Consider the following 18,239-nt stretch of genomic DNA (forward strand, 5'->3'; position numbering starts at 1 on the left):
GCGTCCATCGCGGCGAGCGGCTGCGAACGACTCGCGGCAGCAACTCCGTGCCGCGCCGCCGGTTGGAGCCGGAGAACCAAGGGAGTGCCCATAATGGCCAAAGCGTCTCGCATCTTCGCCGACCTGACCGCCGACCACGACCGTCAGCGTGAACTGATTCAGCGCATCGACGGCACCTCGGGCGACAGCGCTGAACGGCGCGAGCTGTTCGAACAATTGCGGCTTGAGCTTCAGTCGCACGCCGCGGCGGAGGAGGAGACGCTGTACGCCACGATGCTCGCCGACCCCGAACTGCGCGAAGATGCGCGCCATTCGGTGTCCGAACACAAGGAAGTCGACGATCTGCTGGGCGAGCTGGTGGACATCGAAATGGCATCTTCGGCCTGGCTGACAAAGTTCCGGACGATGCGCGACCGCTATCTCCACCATATCGATGAGGAGGAGGAAGAGATGTTCCCTGCCGCCGAGGCGCAGCTTTCCGCGGCGGACGAAGAGCGATTGGGCAAGGTGTTCGAACGGCGCAAGTCCGAGGAGCGCGCCCGCGCCGAGGCGCATTTGCCGGGCGATGATCGCGCGTGACCGGCCGCGCGGCACTGACCGGGTTCAGTCCTCCGCCAGCGCAGCCAGCCGCTCGTCGGCCTCGCGCACGCCTGGATTGTCCGAAAGCCCGTAGTGCGTGCGGAACAGATCCTCCAGCGCCGCATAGCGGGCACGCGCATCCTGCCAGTGCCGGATTGCGTCCGAACGATCCCCAAGCGCCTCGGCGTTGCAGGCGATGCTGCGCGTGGCATTGGCCAGTTCCAGCGGTGGCGTATCGGCAGCGCTCAGATACTGCGCCATCATTTCCGTATAGAGCGGCGCCGCGGCGGCGGGGTCGCCCTGTTCGCGCAGCATGTCGGCAAGGTGCCGGATCAGGTGCGGCAGCGCCTCCGGGGGCGCTGCGCTGCGGGCGATAGCGAGCGATTCGGTTTGCAACTGCACCGCCTCTTGCAGAGCGCCCTGATCACGGGCGATCTGCGCCTGCCGGCTGAGCGCGTGTGCGAGTCGCGGCATGTCTTCGGCCTCGCGAAAAATCGCGCTGGCGCGGGCGAATGCCGTCGCGGCGTCGTCGAGCCGTTTCTCACGACGCGCAATTTCGCCGGCGGCGAGAGCCGTTTCGCCTGCATGGGACATGACTGCATAATAACATTGTTCCGACCTGGCGGGGAGTCGATATGCACGCAGGCCTGCGCAGCCGCCGCTAGCGGCCCGTGCCAATCCCCCGCGCAAGCATATCCGCGACAAGCTGGGCAATGGCTTCCGGCGGCGTCGCTTCGTCCCAAACGCTGTAGCGCAGACCCAGAAACACGTTCATGCCCATGATTGCCCAGGCATGGACTTCGCTTACCTCGTCGCGCAGCTCGCCCCGCTCCGCACCCGCCCGTAACCGCGCCGCGATCCGCTCGGCGGTGCTGGCATAATGCTGGCGGAAGCTGGCGGGGTCGACGAACTCCGCTTCGTCGATGATTCGATAAATCTCTTTATGCGCCCGGGCGAAGCGGATGAACGCGAGCAGCGCGGCGCGCTCGGCATCGATCTGGTCGCGCGCGTCGCGCAGCGCGGGCGCGACATGTTCGCGCACCTGGTCGCTCATGTCGCGCACCAGCGCGCGGAACACATCGTCCTTCGAATCGAAATAGGTGTAGAAACTGCCCAGCGCCACGCCTGCGCGCCGCGTGATCCCGCTGATTGACCCCTCGTGAAATCCCTTCTCGCCGAATTCCGCCGCCGCCGCATCGAGGATCGCACGCAGCGTTCGACGCCCGCGTTCGGTGCGCGGCGTCTTGCCTTCGCTGGCGGCGTCACCCGTGTCGAGCGGTGCCACGGTACCGGCTGCACCCGTCCCGTCCGCCTGCATCCTTCCTCCCTTTCATTCCAAGTTGAAACCCGGTTCAGGTTTCAGTATAGCGAAGTGCAACGGCTTACAACCCGCACCAATGACGGGTTGCTGCAGGGGAGGATCATTAGCATGACGCGCCGGAATTCCGTTCGTCTTGTCGCGCTGGCCAGCGCCGCATTCATCACCACCGCACCCGCCTTTGCCCAACAGGCGCCGGACAGCGCCGCCCCGGCGGCGGCCGAGGCAACGCCGCAGGACGGCGAGATCGTCGTCACCGCCCGCCGCCGCCAGGAAAATCTGATCGACGTGCCGATTTCGCTGTCGGTCGTCTCCGGCGACACGCTTGCGGCCAAGGGCGCGCCCGACATTACCGCGCTGCAGGACATGACGCCCAACCTGACGCTGCAGGTGGCGCGCGGCTCCAATTCGACGATGATCGCGTTCAGCCGCGGCGTCGGCCAGCAGGATCCGCTCTGGGGGTTCGAGCCGGGCGTCGCGCTCTATATCGACGATGTCTATGTCGCTCGGCCACAAAACGCGATCCTCGACATTTTCGACGTGCAGCGGGTCGAGGTGCTGCGCGGGCCGCAGGGCACGCTCTATGGCCGCAACACGATCGGCGGCGCGATCAAATATGTGACCAAGCGGCTGGGGGATGAATTCCACGCCACGGCGCGCGTCGCCTATGGCAGCTACAATCAGGTCGATCTGGTCGGCACCGTCACCGTGCCGCTGACCCCGACGCTGTCGGTCGGCGGTTCGGTCGCGCGTTACTGGCGCGATGGCTATGGCCACAACCTCAACACCGGCGTCGACCAGTATAACAAGGATGTCGTCGCCGGCCGCGCTTCGGCCGAATATGCGCCGCGCGACGGGCTGTTCTTCCGCATCGCCGCCGATCGCACCGTCGATCATTCCAATCCGCGCCATGGCCACCGGCTGTTCGGCAATGGCGGGCTCGCCGCCTATCAGCCGGTGGGCTCGGTCTATGACACGACGGCAGGCGCCGGCGACAAGAACCGGGTGATGAGCCAGGGCGTGTCGGCCACCGCCGAAATCGGCTTGTCGGAAGGGCTCACCTTCAAATCGATCAGCGCCTGGCGCAACGGCAATACTGATACGATCATCGATTTCGACAACACGCCCGCGCCCACGCTCGACGTGCCGGCCTATTATCAGGACCGGCAATTCACCCAGGAACTGCAACTGCTCTACACCGGACGGCGGCTGCAGGGCGTGGCGGGCCTCTATTATCTCAACTCCCGGGCATCGGGTGCGTTCGACACGGTCGTCGGGCTGGCCAACCTGACCATCCTCACCTCGGGCACCGTCGATACCAAGAGCTATGCCGCGTTCGGCGATGTCACCTACGGCATCACCGATGCGCTGAAACTGTCGGTCGGCCTGCGCTACACCAAGGACGACAAGACCGGCAGCGTCTATCGCCAGAACTTCACCGGCATCCGCAGCCCGCGTTTCGGCAATTCGGCGGCGGTTCCGGGGCTGCTGCGCACCAACTATACCAACAGCCGCAGTTTCGAGCAGGCAACGCCGCGCATCTCGCTCAGCTATGAACCGCGCCAGGACCTGAACCTCTATGCCAGCTGGGGCAAGGGCTTCAAATCGGGCGGCTTCGACATGCGCGGCGACGCGATCCTGACGCCCACCACCGTCAATGGCTATCAGCCCGAAAAGATCGATTCGTACGAAGTCGGCATGAAGGGTGCGTTCCTCGACCGCCGCTTCTTCCTCAACCTTGCCGGCTATTATTCCAACTATCGCGATCAGCAGGTGACGATCCAGGCACCGGCAGCGGGCGGCGGTATCGCCAGCTTTGTCGACAATGCCGGCAAGGCCGAAATTTACGGCTTCGAGGCGGAGGCGCGGATGGTGCCGTCACGCCATTTCTCGTCCAGCCTGGTGGTTGGCTACACCCATGCCGAATACAAGAAGTTCCTGACCTATATCGCCGGCGGCACCACGCCGGTCGACGTGTCGAACCAGCGCGTGTTCCAGAACACGCCGCGCTGGACGGTGAATGCATCGGCGACCTGGTCGGAGGATCTGGCAGGCGGTACGATTGCGTTCACGCCGTCGGTTTCGCTGCGCAGCGACATCTCGATGTTCGAATATGCCTCGCCGCTCGATCAGGATGGCTATGCGCTGGTCGAGGCGAGCCTGAACTGGACCTCGGCCAGCGGCCGTTACCGCATCGGGGTTGCTGGGCGTAACCTGACCGACGAGCGCTACCGGGTGGGCGGCTACTACTTCCCCGGCGCGCTCTACGGCAACTCGATCATCGGTTATTATGGTCCGCCCCGGACCGTGACCGGATCGTTCGAATTGCGGTTCTGAGGATAATGGGTTCCCCTCCCGCTTGCGGGAGGGGTTAGGGGAGGGGCTGAAACCGTTCAGCGCTTCCGCTAGGTCATTCCCTCCCCCTACCCCTCCCGCTTGCGGGAGGGGAGCGCACTGTGGAAAGCGACACCATGGCCAAGCCCGCATCCCCCAGCCGCACCGCCACCCCGCGTGGTCTCGTGCTCGCGATGCTGTTGCTGGTCTATATCTTCAACTTCCTCGACCGGCAGATCCTGTCGATCCTCGCCCAGCCGGTGAAGGCCGATCTGGGGCTGGACGACGGGCAATTGGGTATGCTCGGCGGCTTCGCCTTCGCGCTGCTCTATTCGACGCTGGCCATTCCGCTGGCGATGCTGGCGGACCGGACCAGCCGTAGCTGGGTGATCGCCGTGTCGCTGGGGGTGTGGAGTGCCTTCACTGCGTTGTGCGGAACGGCGCACAGCTTCGCGACCATGTTCCTCTACCGGCTGGGTGTCGGGGTGGGGGAGGCCGGCGGCGTCGCGCCCAGCTACGCGCTGATCGGCGATGCCTATCCGGCCGAGCGCCGCGCCCGGGCGCTTTCGATCTATTCGCTGGGCATTCCGCTGGGCTCTGCCGGCGGCGCGCTGCTTGGCGGCTATATCGCGCAGCATGTCGAATGGCGCACGGCCTTCCTGACGGTGGGGCTGCTCGGCATTGCGATCATGCTGCCGTTCAAGTGGATCGTGCGCGATCCGCCGCGCACACGCAGGGGGGCCGGGCAGGCGCCGCTCTGGCATGTATTCGGCATCTTGGCGGCCAAGCCAAGTTTCTGGCTGCTGGCGTTCGGCGCGGCGGCGGGGTCGATGTGCGGCTATGGCGTCGCCTTCTGGCTGCCGAGCATGATCATCCGCAGTTACCAGTTCAATCTGGCGCAGGTCGGCCAGTTCTTCGGCGCGCTCCTGCTGACCGGCGGGGTTGCCGGCATCCTGATCGGCGGCTGGCTCGGCGACCGTCTGGGTGCCACCGACCGCAAATGGTATGCGCTGGCGCCGGCGCTCAGCTATGTCGCCGGCGTGCCGCTGTTCGTTGCGGGCGTGCTGGCGCATAGCTGGCAGGCGAGTTTCGCCCTGTTCCTGGTCCCGCAGGCGCTGGTCTATGTCTGGCTGGGGCCGGTGCTGACCGCCGTACAGCATCTGGTGCCACCGCAGATGCGCGCGACCGCATCGGCCTCGTTCCTGCTCATCAACAATCTGATCGGATTGGGGCTGGGGAGCTGGTCGATCGGGCTGCTGTCCAAGGGGCTTGCGCCTGCCTATGGCGCGGCGGACGGGTTGCGCTATGCCATTGCGGCGGCGCTGTCGCTCTATCTGGTGGCGGGCGCGCTGATGGCGCTGGCCAGCCGCTGGGTGGCGCGCGATTGGGTAGATTGAGCACCCGATTCCCGCTGGTGCCTTCGCCATCCTATAGTAACCATATGCGTTACACCCCGACCGACCTCGCCAAAGCCGAGAAGAATGTGGTGCTTGCCGAGCGCCACATTGCCGCCCAGCAGGAAGTAATCGCGATGATGCGCGCCGCCGGCACCTCGACCGAGGGCGCCGAGGAACTGCTCGCCAAGTTCGAGAGCGACCTGGGCCGCGCCCGTCGCGTTCGCGAATGGATCGCGACCACGCTGAAGGACGCGCGCCAGGCAGCGTAGGGGGACATCATCCTCACCCTTCCCTCTCCCATTGGGAGAGGGAGGGAGGCGCGAAGCGCCGGAAGGGTGAGGGTGGCTTATGTTCAGCGCTCGCGTGTCGCGGCGAAGGTCACCTTGTTGTACCGTTCGGCGATATAGCCGACTTCCCAGGCCGACTTGGCGAGGAACACAGGATTGCCGTCCCGGTCCTTGGCCAGCGCGCCGCGGTTGAGGTCCAGGAATTCCTTCAGCGCCGCGGGATCGTCCGACGAAATCCAGCGCGCCGTGTCATAGGGCGAGGGCTCCAGCATCGCGCCGACCTTGTACTCGGCATCGAGCCGGCTGAGCAGCACGTCGAGCTGGAGCTGGCCGACCACGCCGATGATCCAGTTCGACCCGATTTCCGGGTAGAAGACCTGGATCACGCCTTCTTCGGAGAGATCGTCGAGCGCCTTGCGGAGCTGCTTGGTCTTGGTTGGATCCTTCAGCGCCACGCGGCGCAGGATTTCGGGCGCGAAGTTCGGCAGGCCGGTGAAGCGCACCCCGGCGCGTTCCGATAGCGTATCGCCCACCCGCAGCGTGCCGTGGTTGGGAATGCCGATGATGTCGCCGGGAAAGGCCTCGTCAGCCAGTTCGCGCTCGCGGGCGAAGAACAGGATCGGCGAGTGGATCGCGATCGGCTTGCCGTGGCCGGTCGGCGTCAGCTTCATGCCGCGCTTGAACGTGCCCGACACCAGCCGCATGAACGCGATACGGTCGCGGTGGTTGGGGTCCATGTTCGCCTGGACCTTGAACACGAAGCCGGTGACTTCGTCGCGGCTCGGCTCGATCGGCGCGGGCTCCGCGGGCAGTGCGTGCGGCGGCGGGGCGAATTCGGCGATTGCGGCGATCAGCGAGTCGACGCCGAATTCCTTCAGCGCCGATCCGAAATAGACCGGCGTCATATCGCCGTTACGATAGGCTTCGGCGTCGAACTCGGGATAGCCGGCCAGCGCCAGCTCGACATCCTCGCGCAGCTTGGCGAGATTGTCGGCCGAGACGATCGCGTCGAGCTGCGGGTCGTCGATGCCGCTGGTCTGGATCACTTTGCCGTGGAACTCGCGGCTGTCGCCCTCGGGCAGCAGCAGGCGGTTGGTGGCGAGGTCGAAAATCCCCTCGAACGTGCCGCCCATGCCGACCGGCCAGGTCATCGGGACCACGTCGAGCTGGAGCAGTTCCGCCACTTCGTCGAGCGTTGCGAACACTTCGCGCCCCTCGCGGTCGACCTTGTTGACGAAGGTGATGATCGGCACGTTGCGCAGGCGGCAGACCTCGAACAGCTTCCGGGTCTGGCTTTCGATGCCCTTGGCGACGTCGATCACCATCACCGCCGAGTCCACCGCGGTCAGCGTGCGGTAGGTGTCTTCGCTGAAGTCCTCGTGGCCCGGCGTGTCGAGCAGGTTGAAGGTGATGCCGTCGCGCTCGAACGTCATCACCGAGCTGGTGACGGAAATGCCGCGCTGCTGCTCGATCTTCATCCAGTCGGAGCGGGCACGGCGGGCGGCGCCGCGCGCCTTCACCTCGCCGGCAAGGTGGATCGCGCCGCCGAACAGCAGCAGCTTTTCGGTCAGCGTGGTCTTGCCCGCGTCCGGGTGCGAGATGATGGCAAAGGTACGGCGATCGGAGGGGGACATGGGCAACTTCGAACGGAGGGGAATAATCGCGACGCCTTAGTCTGCGTGCGGCGCGATATCCAGCAAGGAGTAATCGCGGGCGGAAGGGCGGTCCGCAAAGCTTCTCCGCAATGTGCCGCCTTCAATCGAGCAACGTGACGTCCATCGCAAAATGCCGCGTCTCGCCTGGTGCGATTCGCTGGATGCCGGGCTTGTCCCAGATTTCGCCGGTAAAGCCTGTCGGATCGGCAATGCCCCACCAGGGCTCGATGCAGACAAAGCGCGCGCCGGGCTTGGTCCAGATGCCGAGTACCCCGGTGTCGGGGAAGCGCACCCGCAGCTGCGGCCCCTCCGCCGCGCCATAGAATAGTTCGCGGCTGGTCAGGTCGTCCCAGATCAGCGCGTCGTTCGCAAACAGCGCATCGGCCAGCGCCAGCGTGTCGCCGGCAACCGGGCTCGCCCGGCGGTCGGGCGCGATGCCGCCCTCGGCCAGATAGCGCAGCCCCTGCGGCTCGGGCGCCGCGAAGCGGATGCGATGGTCCTCACGCGCCGCCCCATAGGGCAGCGGCCAGGCAAAGGCGGGATGGAAGCCGAAGCTCGCCGGCATGTCGCGGTCGTCGCGATTGGTGAGGGCAATCTCGATCCACAGCGTCGCACCCTCGACGCGGTAAGTCGCATCGAGTGCGAAGGCGAAGGGATAGACCGCGCGCGTCTCGGCATCGTCCTCCAGCCGGAACGACACGCGGTCTGCGGCTTGATCGACCAGCGCAAACCCGCGCCGCCGGGCAAAGCCATGCTGCGGCAGGCCATATTCCCGCCCGTCCAGCCGATAGCGGTCCCCCGCCAGGCGCCCGACGATCGGGAACAGCAATGGCGACCGACCCGCCCAGAAGGCCGGATCGGCATCGGTCATCAGCTCTTGCCCCTTGGCATCGCGCAGTGACGACAGTTCGGCACCATGCGGGTTGATCGCCGCGCGCAGCCGGTCCGATCCGATCTCGACCCAGTCCGCCATGGCTCAGGCCTCGCGATGCACCGCGAAGGGGCCGAACGCCTGGTTCACCGGCATCAGCTCGAGCGTGTTGATGTTGAGGTGCGGCGGCAGCGTCGCCACCCACAGCATCGTCTCGGCAATATCCTCGGCGGTCATCGGGTTCACGCCGGCATAGAGCTTGTCCGATGCTTCCTGGCTGCCGGTGCGGACCAGCGTGAATTCCGTCTCCACCATGCCCGGCTCGATCGAAGTCACGCGCACCCCGGTGCCGAGCAGGTCGGCGCGCAGGTTCAGGCTGAACTGGCGGACGAACGCCTTGGTCGCGCCGTACACATTGCCGCCGGGATAGGGATAGGTCGCCGCCACCGACGACAGGTTGATGATGCCGCCCTTCCGCGCCACCAGCCCAGGCAGCAGCTTGCGGGTGATCGACACCAACGCCGTGATGTTCGTGTCGATCATCGTCTGCCAGTTGTCGAGCGATGCCTGGTGCGCCGGCTCAAGACCCAGCGCGAGGCCGGCATTGTTGATCAGCAGGTCGATCTCGGCAAAGGGTGCGGGCAGGCCGTCCAGCGCCGCATCCCGTGCCTCTGCATCGCGCACGTCGAACGCCAGCGTATGCACGCGCTCGCTGGCCAGCTTTTCCAGCCGGTCGGCGCGGCGGCCCGTCGCGACGACATGCCAGCCGGCTTCCGCAAAGGCATGGACGGCAGCTTCGCCGATCCCCGAAGTAGCGCCGGTGACGAGAACGGTAGGCATGGGCGGGTCTCCTGATCTGCGCCGCGCGCTATGCGGGCTTCGCGACCGGGAGGCAACGCGCAGAATGGGGAAATTCCCCCCGCTTCGGGTTCGGGGTGGATTTTGGGGCAGGCAGCGCAGAGGGGGGGACGACACCCCCCTCTGCACACCTTTCCGCTCAGCTGCGCAGCGTCGCCCCGAGCTTCGCCGCTGCCGCGACGACCTTGTCGGCCACGGCCTTCAGGTCAGCATCGGTGAAGCTCTTCTCGCCGGGTTGCAGCGTGACTTCGATGGCAAGGCTCTTCTGCCCCTCCGGCACGCCCTGGCCGGTGAAGATGTCGAACAGCCGCGCATCGACGATCGTGCCCTTGTCCGCACCCTTCACGGTACGAACAAGGTCACCCGCCGCCAGCGCCGCCGGCACCAGGAAGGCGAAGTCGCGCGTCACCGCCTGCAAGGCCGGCGGCGTGAAGGCGGGCCGCATGAAGCCGCTGGCCTTCTTCGCGGGCAGCGCGTCGAGATGGATTTCCACCGCGGCCACCGCACCGTCGAGGTCGAACGCCTTGAGCACGCTCGGGTGCACCATGCCGAAGTTGGCAAGGACGTTCTTCGGCCCCAGCCGCAGCGTCGCCGACTGGCCGGGGTGGTAGGCGGCACCCGCCTCGCCCATCACCTGCAAATTGGCGACCGGCGCACCGGCAGCCTCGAGCAGCGCCAGCGCCTCGGCCTTGGCGTCGAACGCATCGAAGGGCTGGGCCTTGCCGGCCTGCCAACCGCGCGCGGCCTTGGCACCGGCCAGCACCACGCCCAGCGTGAGTCGCTCCTTGTCCGCCAGATAACGGCGGCCGACCTCGAACAGGCGGACGCTGGTCGCGCCGCGCTTGAGGTTGCGCTCCGCCGCCGCCAGCAGGCCGGGCAGCAGCGACGGGCGCATGACTTTCATGTCCTCGCTGATCGGGTTGGCGAGCGTCCAGGCGCCGCCGCCGAACACGGCTGCCTGTGACTCCGGCAGGAAGCTCCAGGTGATCGCCTCGTTCAGCCCGCGCGCGGCGGCGGTGCGGCGCATCCGGCGCTCGAGCTTCTGCTCGGGCGTGGCGGTGGGCGTCGCGACACCGGGCGTACGCGGCAGCGGGGTCGACGGCACCTTGTCGATGCCGGCGATGCGGATCACTTCCTCGACGATGTCGGCCGGGCCGTCGATATCGCGGCGCCAGCTTGGCGCGGTGACGCGGAACGCGTCGAAGCTTTCGCCCAGTTCAACCGGATCGCCATTGCCGTCGAGCGGCTGGACGGTGAAGCCGAGGCTTTCGAGGATATCGACCTGCTGCTCTGCCGGTACGGCAAGGCCGCCCAGCGTCTCGGCCAGCTTGGGATCGTAGCCGATCACCGCGCCGACCTTGGGCGGCGTGCCGCTGCGGGTGACTTCGCTGGGGGTGCCGCCGCACAGCGCCAGCACCAGCCGGGTCGCGATCGCCAGCCCTTCGTCGAGGAATTCGGGATCGACGCCGCGCTCGAAACGGGTGCGGGCATCGCTGGTCAGCAGCAGCTTCTGGCCGGTGCGGGCGATATGCTCGGGATCGAAATAGGCGCATTCGATCAGCACGTCGGTGGTGTCGTCCGAACAGCCCGAATGTTCGCCGCCCATGATGCCGCCAATGTCGTGCACCGCCGCGTCGTCGGCGATCACGGTCATCGTGTCGCTGAGCGTGTAGGGCTTGCCATTCAACGCCAGCACGGTCTCGCCGTCCCGGGCCTTGCGCGCGACCAGCCCGCCCGAGAGCTTCGCCATGTCGTACACATGGAGCGGACGGCCGAGGCCGAACATCACGAAGTTGGTGATGTCGACCAGCGCGGAAATGGGCTTCTGTCCCACCGCCTTGAGGCGACGCTGCAGCCACTCGGGCGAGGGGCCGTTTTTCACGCCGCGTACCGCCTGGCCATAGAAAGCCGGGCAGCCTGCGCTGTCGTCGGTGCGCACGTCGGGGCCAGCGCCCTGCGGCACGATCGTCGGCAGGTCCGCGACCACCGCGTCGAGCGGCTTGAGCGTGCCGAGGCCTGCTGCCGCCAGATCGCGCGCAATGCCGCGCACACCCATGCAGTCCTGGCGATTGGGCGTGATCGATACGTCGATCACCGGATCGTCGAGGCCTGCATAGTCGGCGAAGGCGGTGCCGACCGGCGCATCGGCGGGCAGCTCGATGATGCCTTCATGGTCCTCGCCCAGCTCCAGCTCGCGGGTCGAGCACATCATGCCGTTCGATTCGATGCCGCGCACCGCCGCGACCTTCAGCGTCATGCCATTGGCCGGCACCACCGCGCCGGGCAGGCCGAGAACGCCAACCAGCCCCGCACGCGCGTTCGGCGCGCCGCACACCACCTGCAACGGGCCTTCGCCGAAATCGACGCTCAGCACCTGCAGCTTGTCCGCCTGGGGGTGGCGCTCGGCGGTCAGCACGCGCGCGACGCGGAAGCCGCTCAGCCGCTCGCCGGGGTTCTCGACGCCTTCGACTTCAAGACCGACCCGCGTAAGTGCCTCGAGAATCTCGGTCAGCGAGGCCTCGGTCTCCAGATGCTCCTTGAGCCAGCTCAGGGTGAACTTCATGCGCCGACTCCCCCGCTCAGCGTGGGCACGTCGAGCGCCGAGAAGCCGTAATGCTTGAGCCAGCGCAGATCGCCGTCGAAGAAGGCGCGCAAGTCATCCATCCCATATTTGAGCATTGCCAGCCGGTCGACGCCCGTGCCGAAGGCGAAGCCCTGCCATTCGTCCGGATCGAGCCCGCAGGCCTCGATCACCCGCCGGTGCACCATGCCGCTGCCCAGCACTTCCATCCAGCCGCCGCCGGGCGCGTCGCCGCTGCCGCCGATCACGCGCTTGCCTTCCTTCCAGGTGAAGCCGACATCGACTTCGGCCGAAGGCTCGGTGAAGGGGAAATAGCTGGGGCGCAGGCGCAGCACGATATCGTCGCGCTCGAAGAACGCCTTGAGGAACGTCTCCAGCGTCCATTTCAGATGGCCGAGCGTGATGCCCTTGTCGATCACCAGGCCTTCGATCTGGTGGAACATCGGCGTGTGCGTCGCGTCCGAATCCGAGCGATAGACACGGCCCGGCGCGATGATGCGGATCGGCGGCTTCTGGCTGGTCATCGTGCGGATCTGCACCGGCGAGGTGTGCGTGCGCAGCACCATCTTCGGCTGCTCCCTCTCCCCTTCAGGGGAGAGGGCTGGGGAGAGGGGCATATCGGAAGCGGCGGCATCCTGCCCCTCTCCCCGACCCTCTCCCCGCGAGCGGGGAGAGGGAGCCATATAGAAGGTGTCGTGCATCGCGCGCGCCGGATGCGTTTCCGGAATGTTGAGCGCGGTGAAATTGTGCCAGTCGTCCTCGACCTCGGGGCCAGTGGCGACGGCGAAGCCGAGATCGGCGAAGATCTCGGCCAGTTCGTCCATGACCTGGCTGACCGGGTGGACCGAGCCCGGGGCGACGCCGTCGACCGGCAGCGTCATGTCCACCGTCTCGCTGGCGAGGCGCGCATCGAGCGCGGCCTGCTCCAGCGCGGCCTTGCGCGTGGCGAGCGCTTCCGTGACGGCTTCGCGTAGGCCGTGGATGCGCGGGCCTTGTTCCTGGCGCTCGTCGGGGCTCATGCCGCCCAGCGTCTTGAGCAGGCCGGTGATCGCGCCCTGCTTGCCGAGCGCCTGGACGCGCACCGCCTCCAGCGCATCGAGCGCTCCGGCGGCATCGATCGCGGCAAGCAACTCGCCGCGCAGGGTATCGAGATCGGTCGTCATCGTTTTCCGTTCACTGTGCGAGGTGGCTGGAACCCCAGACGGGCTCCCAGGTCAAGGCATTTGCGGGAACGCTACACCCGGCTGCCCAGCAGTGCAGCACCGAAGGCGACGAACACACCCCCGGTGACGCGGTTGAACATCCGTTGCCGCGCCGCCGGCGCCAGCCAAGCCGCGAGCGAGCGGCCGCCCAGCGCATAGACCGAGAACCAGAAAGCCTCGATCACCGCGAAGCTGGCAATCAGGATCGCCAGCTGCGGCAGGAACGGGCGGGTCACGTCGAGGAACTGCGGGAACAGCGCGGCGGCGAAGACGATCAGCTTGGGGTTGGACAGCCCCGTGCCGAGCCCGGTCAGGTAGCGCGCCCGCACCGACTGGCGCACCGGCACCGATGCGTCGGCATGCGCCGCTTCCACCGGCGCGCGCCAGGCCTTGATCCCCAGCCACACCAGATAGGCGACACCCGCGTAACGCAGCACGTCGTACAGGCCCGGCGACGCCTTGAGCAGCGCGCCCAGTCCCGCCGCCGAGGCGACCAGGCAGAACAGATTCGCGCTCATCAGCCCTGCCGTCGTCGGCAGTACCCGGCCCGCGCCCTCGCGGATGCTCTGCACCATGACGTGGAGCATGTTCGGCCCCGGCGTCATCGACACGAAAAACACAGCCGTGACGTAGAGCCACCAGGTTTTCATAGCCATGGGATCGTCCCTCCCGGTCGGAATGAAAAAGGGCGCCGAAGCCGCAGCTTCGACGCCCCATTTTCAGCTTGCTCGCAGTACCGCTCAGGCGGCCTGGGGCAGTGCCGCCTTCGCCTGCGCGATGATGGCGGTAAACGCCTCGCCTTCGTGCATCGCGATGTCGGCCAGGACCTTCCGGTCGAGTTCGATACCGGCCAGCTTGAGGCCGTGCATGAACTGCGAATAGGTCAGGCCTTCGGCGCGGACGCCGGCGTTGATGCGCTGGATCCACAGGGCGCGGAAGCTGCGCTTCTTTACCTTGCGGTCGCGATAGGCGTACTGGCCGGCCTTTTCGACGGCCTGGCGCGCGATGCGGATCGTGTTCTTGCGACGGCCATAATAGCCCTTCGCCTGATCCAAAATCCGCTTATGCTTCGCCTTGGTGGTCGTACCACGCTTCACTCGTGCCATTTTTCAGGACCTCCCTTACTTCAGGCCGTACGGCGCCCACGCCTTGACGTGTGCCACGTCGGCGTCGGCCAGCACGCTGGTGCCGCGGTTGGTACGGATATACTTCGAATTGTGCGAAATCAGGCGGTGGCGCTTGCCGGCGACGCCGTGCTTCACCTTGCCCGTGGCGGTGAACTTGAAGCGCTTCTTCACACCGCTCTTGGTCTTGAGCTTGGGCATTTTCGTCTCCTTATGGTTCGACGATTGCAGACAGCCTCGGCAGCCCTATTAGCCGGACGGTCCCTCGATCGCGGAAAGGCGGCCCCTTAGCGGAACGACGCCGGCAATGCAACCACCGTGCGTTGCCGGCGCCGCTCAGTCCATCTGCGCGATCAGCGCCTTGATCGGCGTGAAGGCGAAGGCCACCGAACTGTCAGCCACACCATAGGGAATGAACAGGCTGTCGCCGTGGCGAATCGCGCCGCAGGTATAGACGACATTGGGAACATAGCCTTCGCGGTCCTGGTCGGCGGCGGCCAGCAACGGCTCCTTCGATCGCGCCAGCACCTTCGACGGGTCGTTCTTGTCGAGCAGCGCGGCACCGATCGAATATTTGCGCATGGCGCCCACGCCGTGCGTCAGCACCAGCCAGCCGTCGTCGACTTCGATGGGCGGCCCGCAATTGCCCATCTGCACCAGTTCCCAGGGAAAGCGCGGCTTGATGAGCAACTCGCCGCCTTCCCAATGAGTGATGCTGTCGGAGGCGTGGAGGAAGATATTCTCGCCGTCCTGCCGGCCGAGCATCATGTAGCGGCCGTTAACCGTGCGCGGAAACAGCGCCATGCCCTTGTTGCGCGCGGCGCTGCCGGTCATCGGCACCAGGTCGAAGCTGCGCCAGTCGCGGGTGCGCAGCAGCTCCGACTGGATCACCGATCCGTTATAGGCGGTATAGGTGCCGATCCATTCGGGCGTGCCGTCGGCATGGTGGAAATGGCAGATGCGCAGATCCTCCAGCCCGTTCGACTGGGCGCGGGTGATCGGGAAGATCACCGTGCCCGACAGCGTCGAATCGCGGTGGCGATAGACGCGCACCGGCCCCTCCGGCATCCGCTCCTCATTCTCGCGCGCGTCCGCGGCGGTGGCAAAGGGCGGCTCGGGGGCGAGGGTCAGCTCGTTCTGGTCGGTGATGATGCCTTCGCGGAACGCCACCGACGAAATATGCCCTTCGCCCACGGCGCGCAGCGACATCAGGATGCGCATGCTGCCGGGCGGCATGCCGCTCTGGTCATAATGCGGCACGGCGCTGGGGTTCATCAGCGCGGCGGCGGCATAGCTATATTCGTGGCAGAAATAGGCGCCGAGCAACTGCCGCTTCTCGTCGCCGATCATGCTGCCGTCGAGCTGGAGCAGCGCTTCGATTTCGTCATAGCGCGTCATGAACACGCGGCGCGTCTGCCAGTGGCGCGCCTCGAAATCCTTGAGCACCAGTTCCAACTGCGTACGCGCCTCGGCCGGGGGCAATGCCAGCACTTCCTGCACGATTCGCTCGGTTCGGCTGGGCGCCTGCCCGTTCGACGCCCAGGCGATGTGGAAGGGCCGCACCACTACGCGCGAAGGGTCGGCCCGCAGCCTCAGGCTATGGTGGAACAGTTCGAGCATCGGCAACCCCCGGGCGACCCAGTCTTTTGGCTGCCGCCGATCCGCGGATCAGGCAACTGCCATTTCCGGTCCTGCCACGATTTTTGCGCGCATTGAAAGAGCCGAGATCGCGCAATTCGCCAACTGGAGTGCCAGAATCGACTCGGCGCCCTGGTTTCGGTTGAGGCCGGTGGGCATCAGCCCGTCGAAACAGCCGCCATCGGCCACCGTCGCTAGCGGCGTATCAAGGTCATTGGCGCCCAGATACCAGCGATAGGCGCGCATCGCCTCTTCCGCCCAGCGCGCTTCGCCGGTTACGTCATGCGCCGCCAGACAGGCGTCAATCGTCGCCTGTGCTTCCAGCGGCTGCTGGTCGAACGGCAGCGGATCGGCATAGGGTCGGCCGAAGCTTTCGGTGCCCACGGCGCGGAAGCGTCCTTCGGGTGAGGTCTGGCGCGCCACGATCCAGTCCAGCGTGTCGAGACCCACCGCCACGAAGTCGCGCCGCCCCAGCGCTTGCCCTGCGCGCAGCAGTGCTTCGGGCAGACGGGCATTGTCATAGGCGAGCACGATTTCGAACCAGCGCCATTCGGGCCGGCGCGCTTGTTCGAGCAGCGCGATCAGCTCCTCGCCGAAGCGGGTGAGGATTTCACGCGCGAGCGGATGGCCGGGATGCGCCTCTGCCATTGCCGCAGCGCCCAACATCGCAAAGGCGCGGGCGCGCGGGCTGCCCAGTTCGAGTGCGATCGACGCCGTTTCGTCGAACAGCACCGATGCCCAGTCGCGATGCTTCTGCGCGCGGGCATCACGGGCGGCGACGCCCAGCGCCCAGAGCGCCCGGCCGTTGGAATCTTCCGACCCTTCTTCCTCGCACCAGCTGCGGTCGAAGTTCATGAAGTTGCGGAACCGGCGCGTGTCCGGATTCCAGGCATGCTGGACGAAGCCGCCATAGACCGCCATCCATTTGTCGCGCACGACCTCGTCGATTTCGTCGATCCGGCACATCAGGATCAGCGCACGGGCATTGTCGTCGATGCAATAGCCGTGGCGACGATCCGGCACCGAATAGATCGAATGCTGGAGCATGCCGGTATAGTCGCTCATCCGCTCCACCGCGCTCAGATCGGGAGCGAGCGGCGCCAGTTCGGCAGCAGTGCGGGCAATGCGCTGCGGCTTTTCGCCCAGAACCTGCTCGATTGCGCCGACCGCGCGTTCGGCCAGCCGCGCCCACAACATCGTTCGGCCGCGTGCATAGGCGCGGTCAGCCAGCGCCTGACGTGCGGGCGTGTCGCCGAGCAGGCGGTTGATCTCGCGGGCAAAGGCGGCGCTGTCGCCGAAATCGACCAGCAAGCCGTGCTCGTCGGCAAGGATTTCGGTAGCGTGAAAATAGGGCGTCGAAACGACCGGCTTGCCCATGCTCACCGCATAGGAAAGCGTGCCCGACGTGATCTGCGCCGGATTGGGATAGGGGGTGGCATAGATGTCCGCCGCCTGCAGATAATCGAGCAACTCATGCTGCTCGACGAAACGGTCGACAAAGGCGACATGGTTTTCCAGGCCCAGGTCGGCAATCTGCGCCTTCAGCCGGTCGCGATAGGCTTCGCCTTCATGGGCGACCAGATTGGGGTGGGTGGCACCCAGGATCACGTACAGCGCGTCTGGATGGGCAGCGGCGACTGCGGGCATCGCCTCGATCATCGTCTCGATGCCCTTGCTGGGCGCGAGCAGGCCGAAGGTGAGGATCACGTGTCGCCCTTCCCAGCCGAAGCGCGGCTTGAACGCATCAGCATCGGCAAAGGGGCGGTCGGGTACGCCGTGGGAAATCACGACGATCTTGCTGTCCTCTACCCCGTGGACGCGCTGCAGTATCTCGCGGCCCTTCTCGGCCATGACGATCAGCGTCGAGGCGCGGCGGATCAGCGCTTCCATCACCCGGCGCTCGTCGGCGCTCGGCCGCTCGAGCACGGTGTGGAGCGTGGCGATCACCGGAATCGAGACACGGTCGGTCAGCGCGAGCAGCATGTCGCCAGCTGCACCGCCGAAAATGCCATATTCATGCTGGATCCACAGCGCCTCGGCACCACTCGCCTCGATCGCGCGGGCGGCATCGAGATAGGCGGCGCGATCCTCCTGTGGGATCGCGCGCGTCACTTGCGGCGGATAGGCGTAATGGCCCGGCTTGTCGTCCATTGCATAGACGTCGACCTGAATAGCCGGATAGCGTTCGGCAAGTGCCGAATAGGTGTCGCTAGTAAAGGTTGCGATCCCGCATTTGCGCGGCAGAAAGTTGCCGATCAGGGCAAGATGCCGGATCCTCGGTTGAATCGGAGACCGTGCCATGGCTGACCTTTCGCTAATGCATCATCAATTCGGCCCGGGACGGGCCTAATGCCTTGATAAACTCCCGCTTTTCGAATCAGTTGCAGATGTGCTG

The 18,239-nt window shown here is 66.3% G+C and carries 16 protein-coding genes; 4 read left to right on the top strand and 12 right to left on the bottom strand.

Going from position 1 to position 18,239, the window contains the following annotated elements; genetic code table 11:
• The first annotated feature begins 93 nt into the window (after positions 1-93).
• Positions 94-579 carry a hemerythrin domain-containing protein gene (locus ACT53K_RS09670; RefSeq protein WP_476228413.1) on the top strand — a complete coding sequence of 162 codons (486 nt, stop codon included), beginning with the start codon at positions 94-96 and terminating at the stop codon, positions 577-579.
• Positions 580-603: 24 nt separating this feature from the next.
• On the opposite strand, the gene ACT53K_RS09675 is transcribed toward ACT53K_RS09670, so the two are convergent.
• Entirely contained in the window at positions 604-1,173 is a 570-nt protein-coding gene (locus ACT53K_RS09675; RefSeq protein WP_476228414.1) for a tetratricopeptide repeat protein, read from the bottom strand.
• A 67-nt stretch (positions 1,174-1,240) separates the two neighbouring features.
• The gene (locus ACT53K_RS09680; RefSeq protein WP_476228415.1) at positions 1,241-1,897 is read right to left on the bottom strand and encodes a TetR/AcrR family transcriptional regulator; all 657 of its coding nucleotides are present in this window, start codon (positions 1,895-1,897) and stop codon (positions 1,241-1,243) included.
• Positions 1,898-2,008: 111 nt separating this feature from the next.
• Here ACT53K_RS09680 and ACT53K_RS09685 point away from each other — a divergent pair, with 111 nt between their 5' ends.
• The 3 genes from ACT53K_RS09685 (at position 2,009) to ACT53K_RS09695 (ending at position 5,897) form a co-directional block, all read left to right on the top strand.
• A complete protein-coding gene (locus ACT53K_RS09685) occupies positions 2,009-4,234 on the top strand; it encodes a TonB-dependent receptor (protein ID WP_476228416.1) in 2,226 nt (741 codons plus the stop codon).
• A gap of 134 nt (positions 4,235-4,368) precedes the next feature.
• The gene (locus ACT53K_RS09690) at positions 4,369-5,628 is read left to right on the top strand and encodes a spinster family MFS transporter (protein ID WP_476228417.1); all 1,260 of its coding nucleotides are present in this window, start codon (positions 4,369-4,371) and stop codon (positions 5,626-5,628) included.
• 44 nt (positions 5,629-5,672) lie between these two features.
• Positions 5,673-5,897, top strand: a complete 225-nt coding sequence (locus tag ACT53K_RS09695) for a hypothetical protein (RefSeq protein WP_476228418.1) — start codon at positions 5,673-5,675, stop codon at positions 5,895-5,897.
• Between the two features lie 83 nt (positions 5,898-5,980).
• On the opposite strand, the gene ACT53K_RS09700 is transcribed toward ACT53K_RS09695, so the two are convergent.
• The 10 genes from ACT53K_RS09700 to ACT53K_RS09745 all read right to left on the bottom strand — a co-directional run bounded on the left by ACT53K_RS09700 (position 5,981) and on the right by ACT53K_RS09745 (position 18,145).
• Positions 5,981-7,549 carry a peptide chain release factor 3 gene (locus tag ACT53K_RS09700; RefSeq protein WP_476228419.1) on the bottom strand — a complete coding sequence of 523 codons (1,569 nt, stop codon included), beginning with the start codon at positions 7,547-7,549 and terminating at the stop codon, positions 5,981-5,983.
• 121 nt (positions 7,550-7,670) lie between these two features.
• Complete coding sequence (locus ACT53K_RS09705) at positions 7,671-8,543, bottom strand: aldose 1-epimerase family protein (RefSeq protein WP_476228420.1); 873 nt, start codon at positions 8,541-8,543, stop codon at positions 7,671-7,673.
• A gap of 3 nt (positions 8,544-8,546) precedes the next feature.
• Positions 8,547-9,281 (bottom strand): SDR family oxidoreductase, encoded by a 735-nt coding sequence (locus tag ACT53K_RS09710; RefSeq protein ID WP_476228421.1) that lies wholly within the window; start codon positions 9,279-9,281, stop codon positions 8,547-8,549.
• A 157-nt stretch (positions 9,282-9,438) separates the two neighbouring features.
• Positions 9,439-11,862, bottom strand: coding sequence for a phenylalanine--tRNA ligase subunit beta (pheT, locus tag ACT53K_RS09715; RefSeq protein WP_476228422.1), 2,424 nt, complete (start codon positions 11,860-11,862; stop codon positions 9,439-9,441).
• Positions 11,859-13,043: a phenylalanine--tRNA ligase subunit alpha gene (gene pheS / locus ACT53K_RS09720; RefSeq protein ID WP_476228424.1), complete on the bottom strand. Its 1,185-nt coding sequence runs from the start codon at positions 13,041-13,043 to the stop codon at positions 11,859-11,861. The genes pheT and pheS overlap by 4 nt, the downstream gene beginning before the upstream one ends.
• Before the next feature lie 71 nt (positions 13,044-13,114).
• Positions 13,115-13,738 (bottom strand): LysE family translocator, encoded by a 624-nt coding sequence (locus ACT53K_RS09725; protein WP_476228425.1) that lies wholly within the window; start codon positions 13,736-13,738, stop codon positions 13,115-13,117.
• Between the two features lie 84 nt (positions 13,739-13,822).
• The gene (gene rplT / locus ACT53K_RS09730) at positions 13,823-14,188 is read right to left on the bottom strand and encodes a 50S ribosomal protein L20 (RefSeq protein ID WP_010543146.1); all 366 of its coding nucleotides are present in this window, start codon (positions 14,186-14,188) and stop codon (positions 13,823-13,825) included.
• A 15-nt stretch (positions 14,189-14,203) separates the two neighbouring features.
• Complete coding sequence (rpmI, locus tag ACT53K_RS09735; protein ID WP_010543145.1) at positions 14,204-14,407, bottom strand: 50S ribosomal protein L35; 204 nt, start codon at positions 14,405-14,407, stop codon at positions 14,204-14,206.
• Between the two features lie 135 nt (positions 14,408-14,542).
• Positions 14,543-15,826 (bottom strand): glycoside hydrolase family 130 protein, encoded by a 1,284-nt coding sequence (locus tag ACT53K_RS09740; RefSeq protein ID WP_476228426.1) that lies wholly within the window; start codon positions 15,824-15,826, stop codon positions 14,543-14,545.
• A 48-nt stretch (positions 15,827-15,874) separates the two neighbouring features.
• Complete coding sequence (locus tag ACT53K_RS09745; protein ID WP_476228427.1) at positions 15,875-18,145, bottom strand: glycosyltransferase family 4 protein; 2,271 nt, start codon at positions 18,143-18,145, stop codon at positions 15,875-15,877.
• Positions 18,146-18,239: the final 94 nt, after the last annotated feature.

Source organism: Sphingomonas sp. DMC8 (assembly GCF_056314185.1).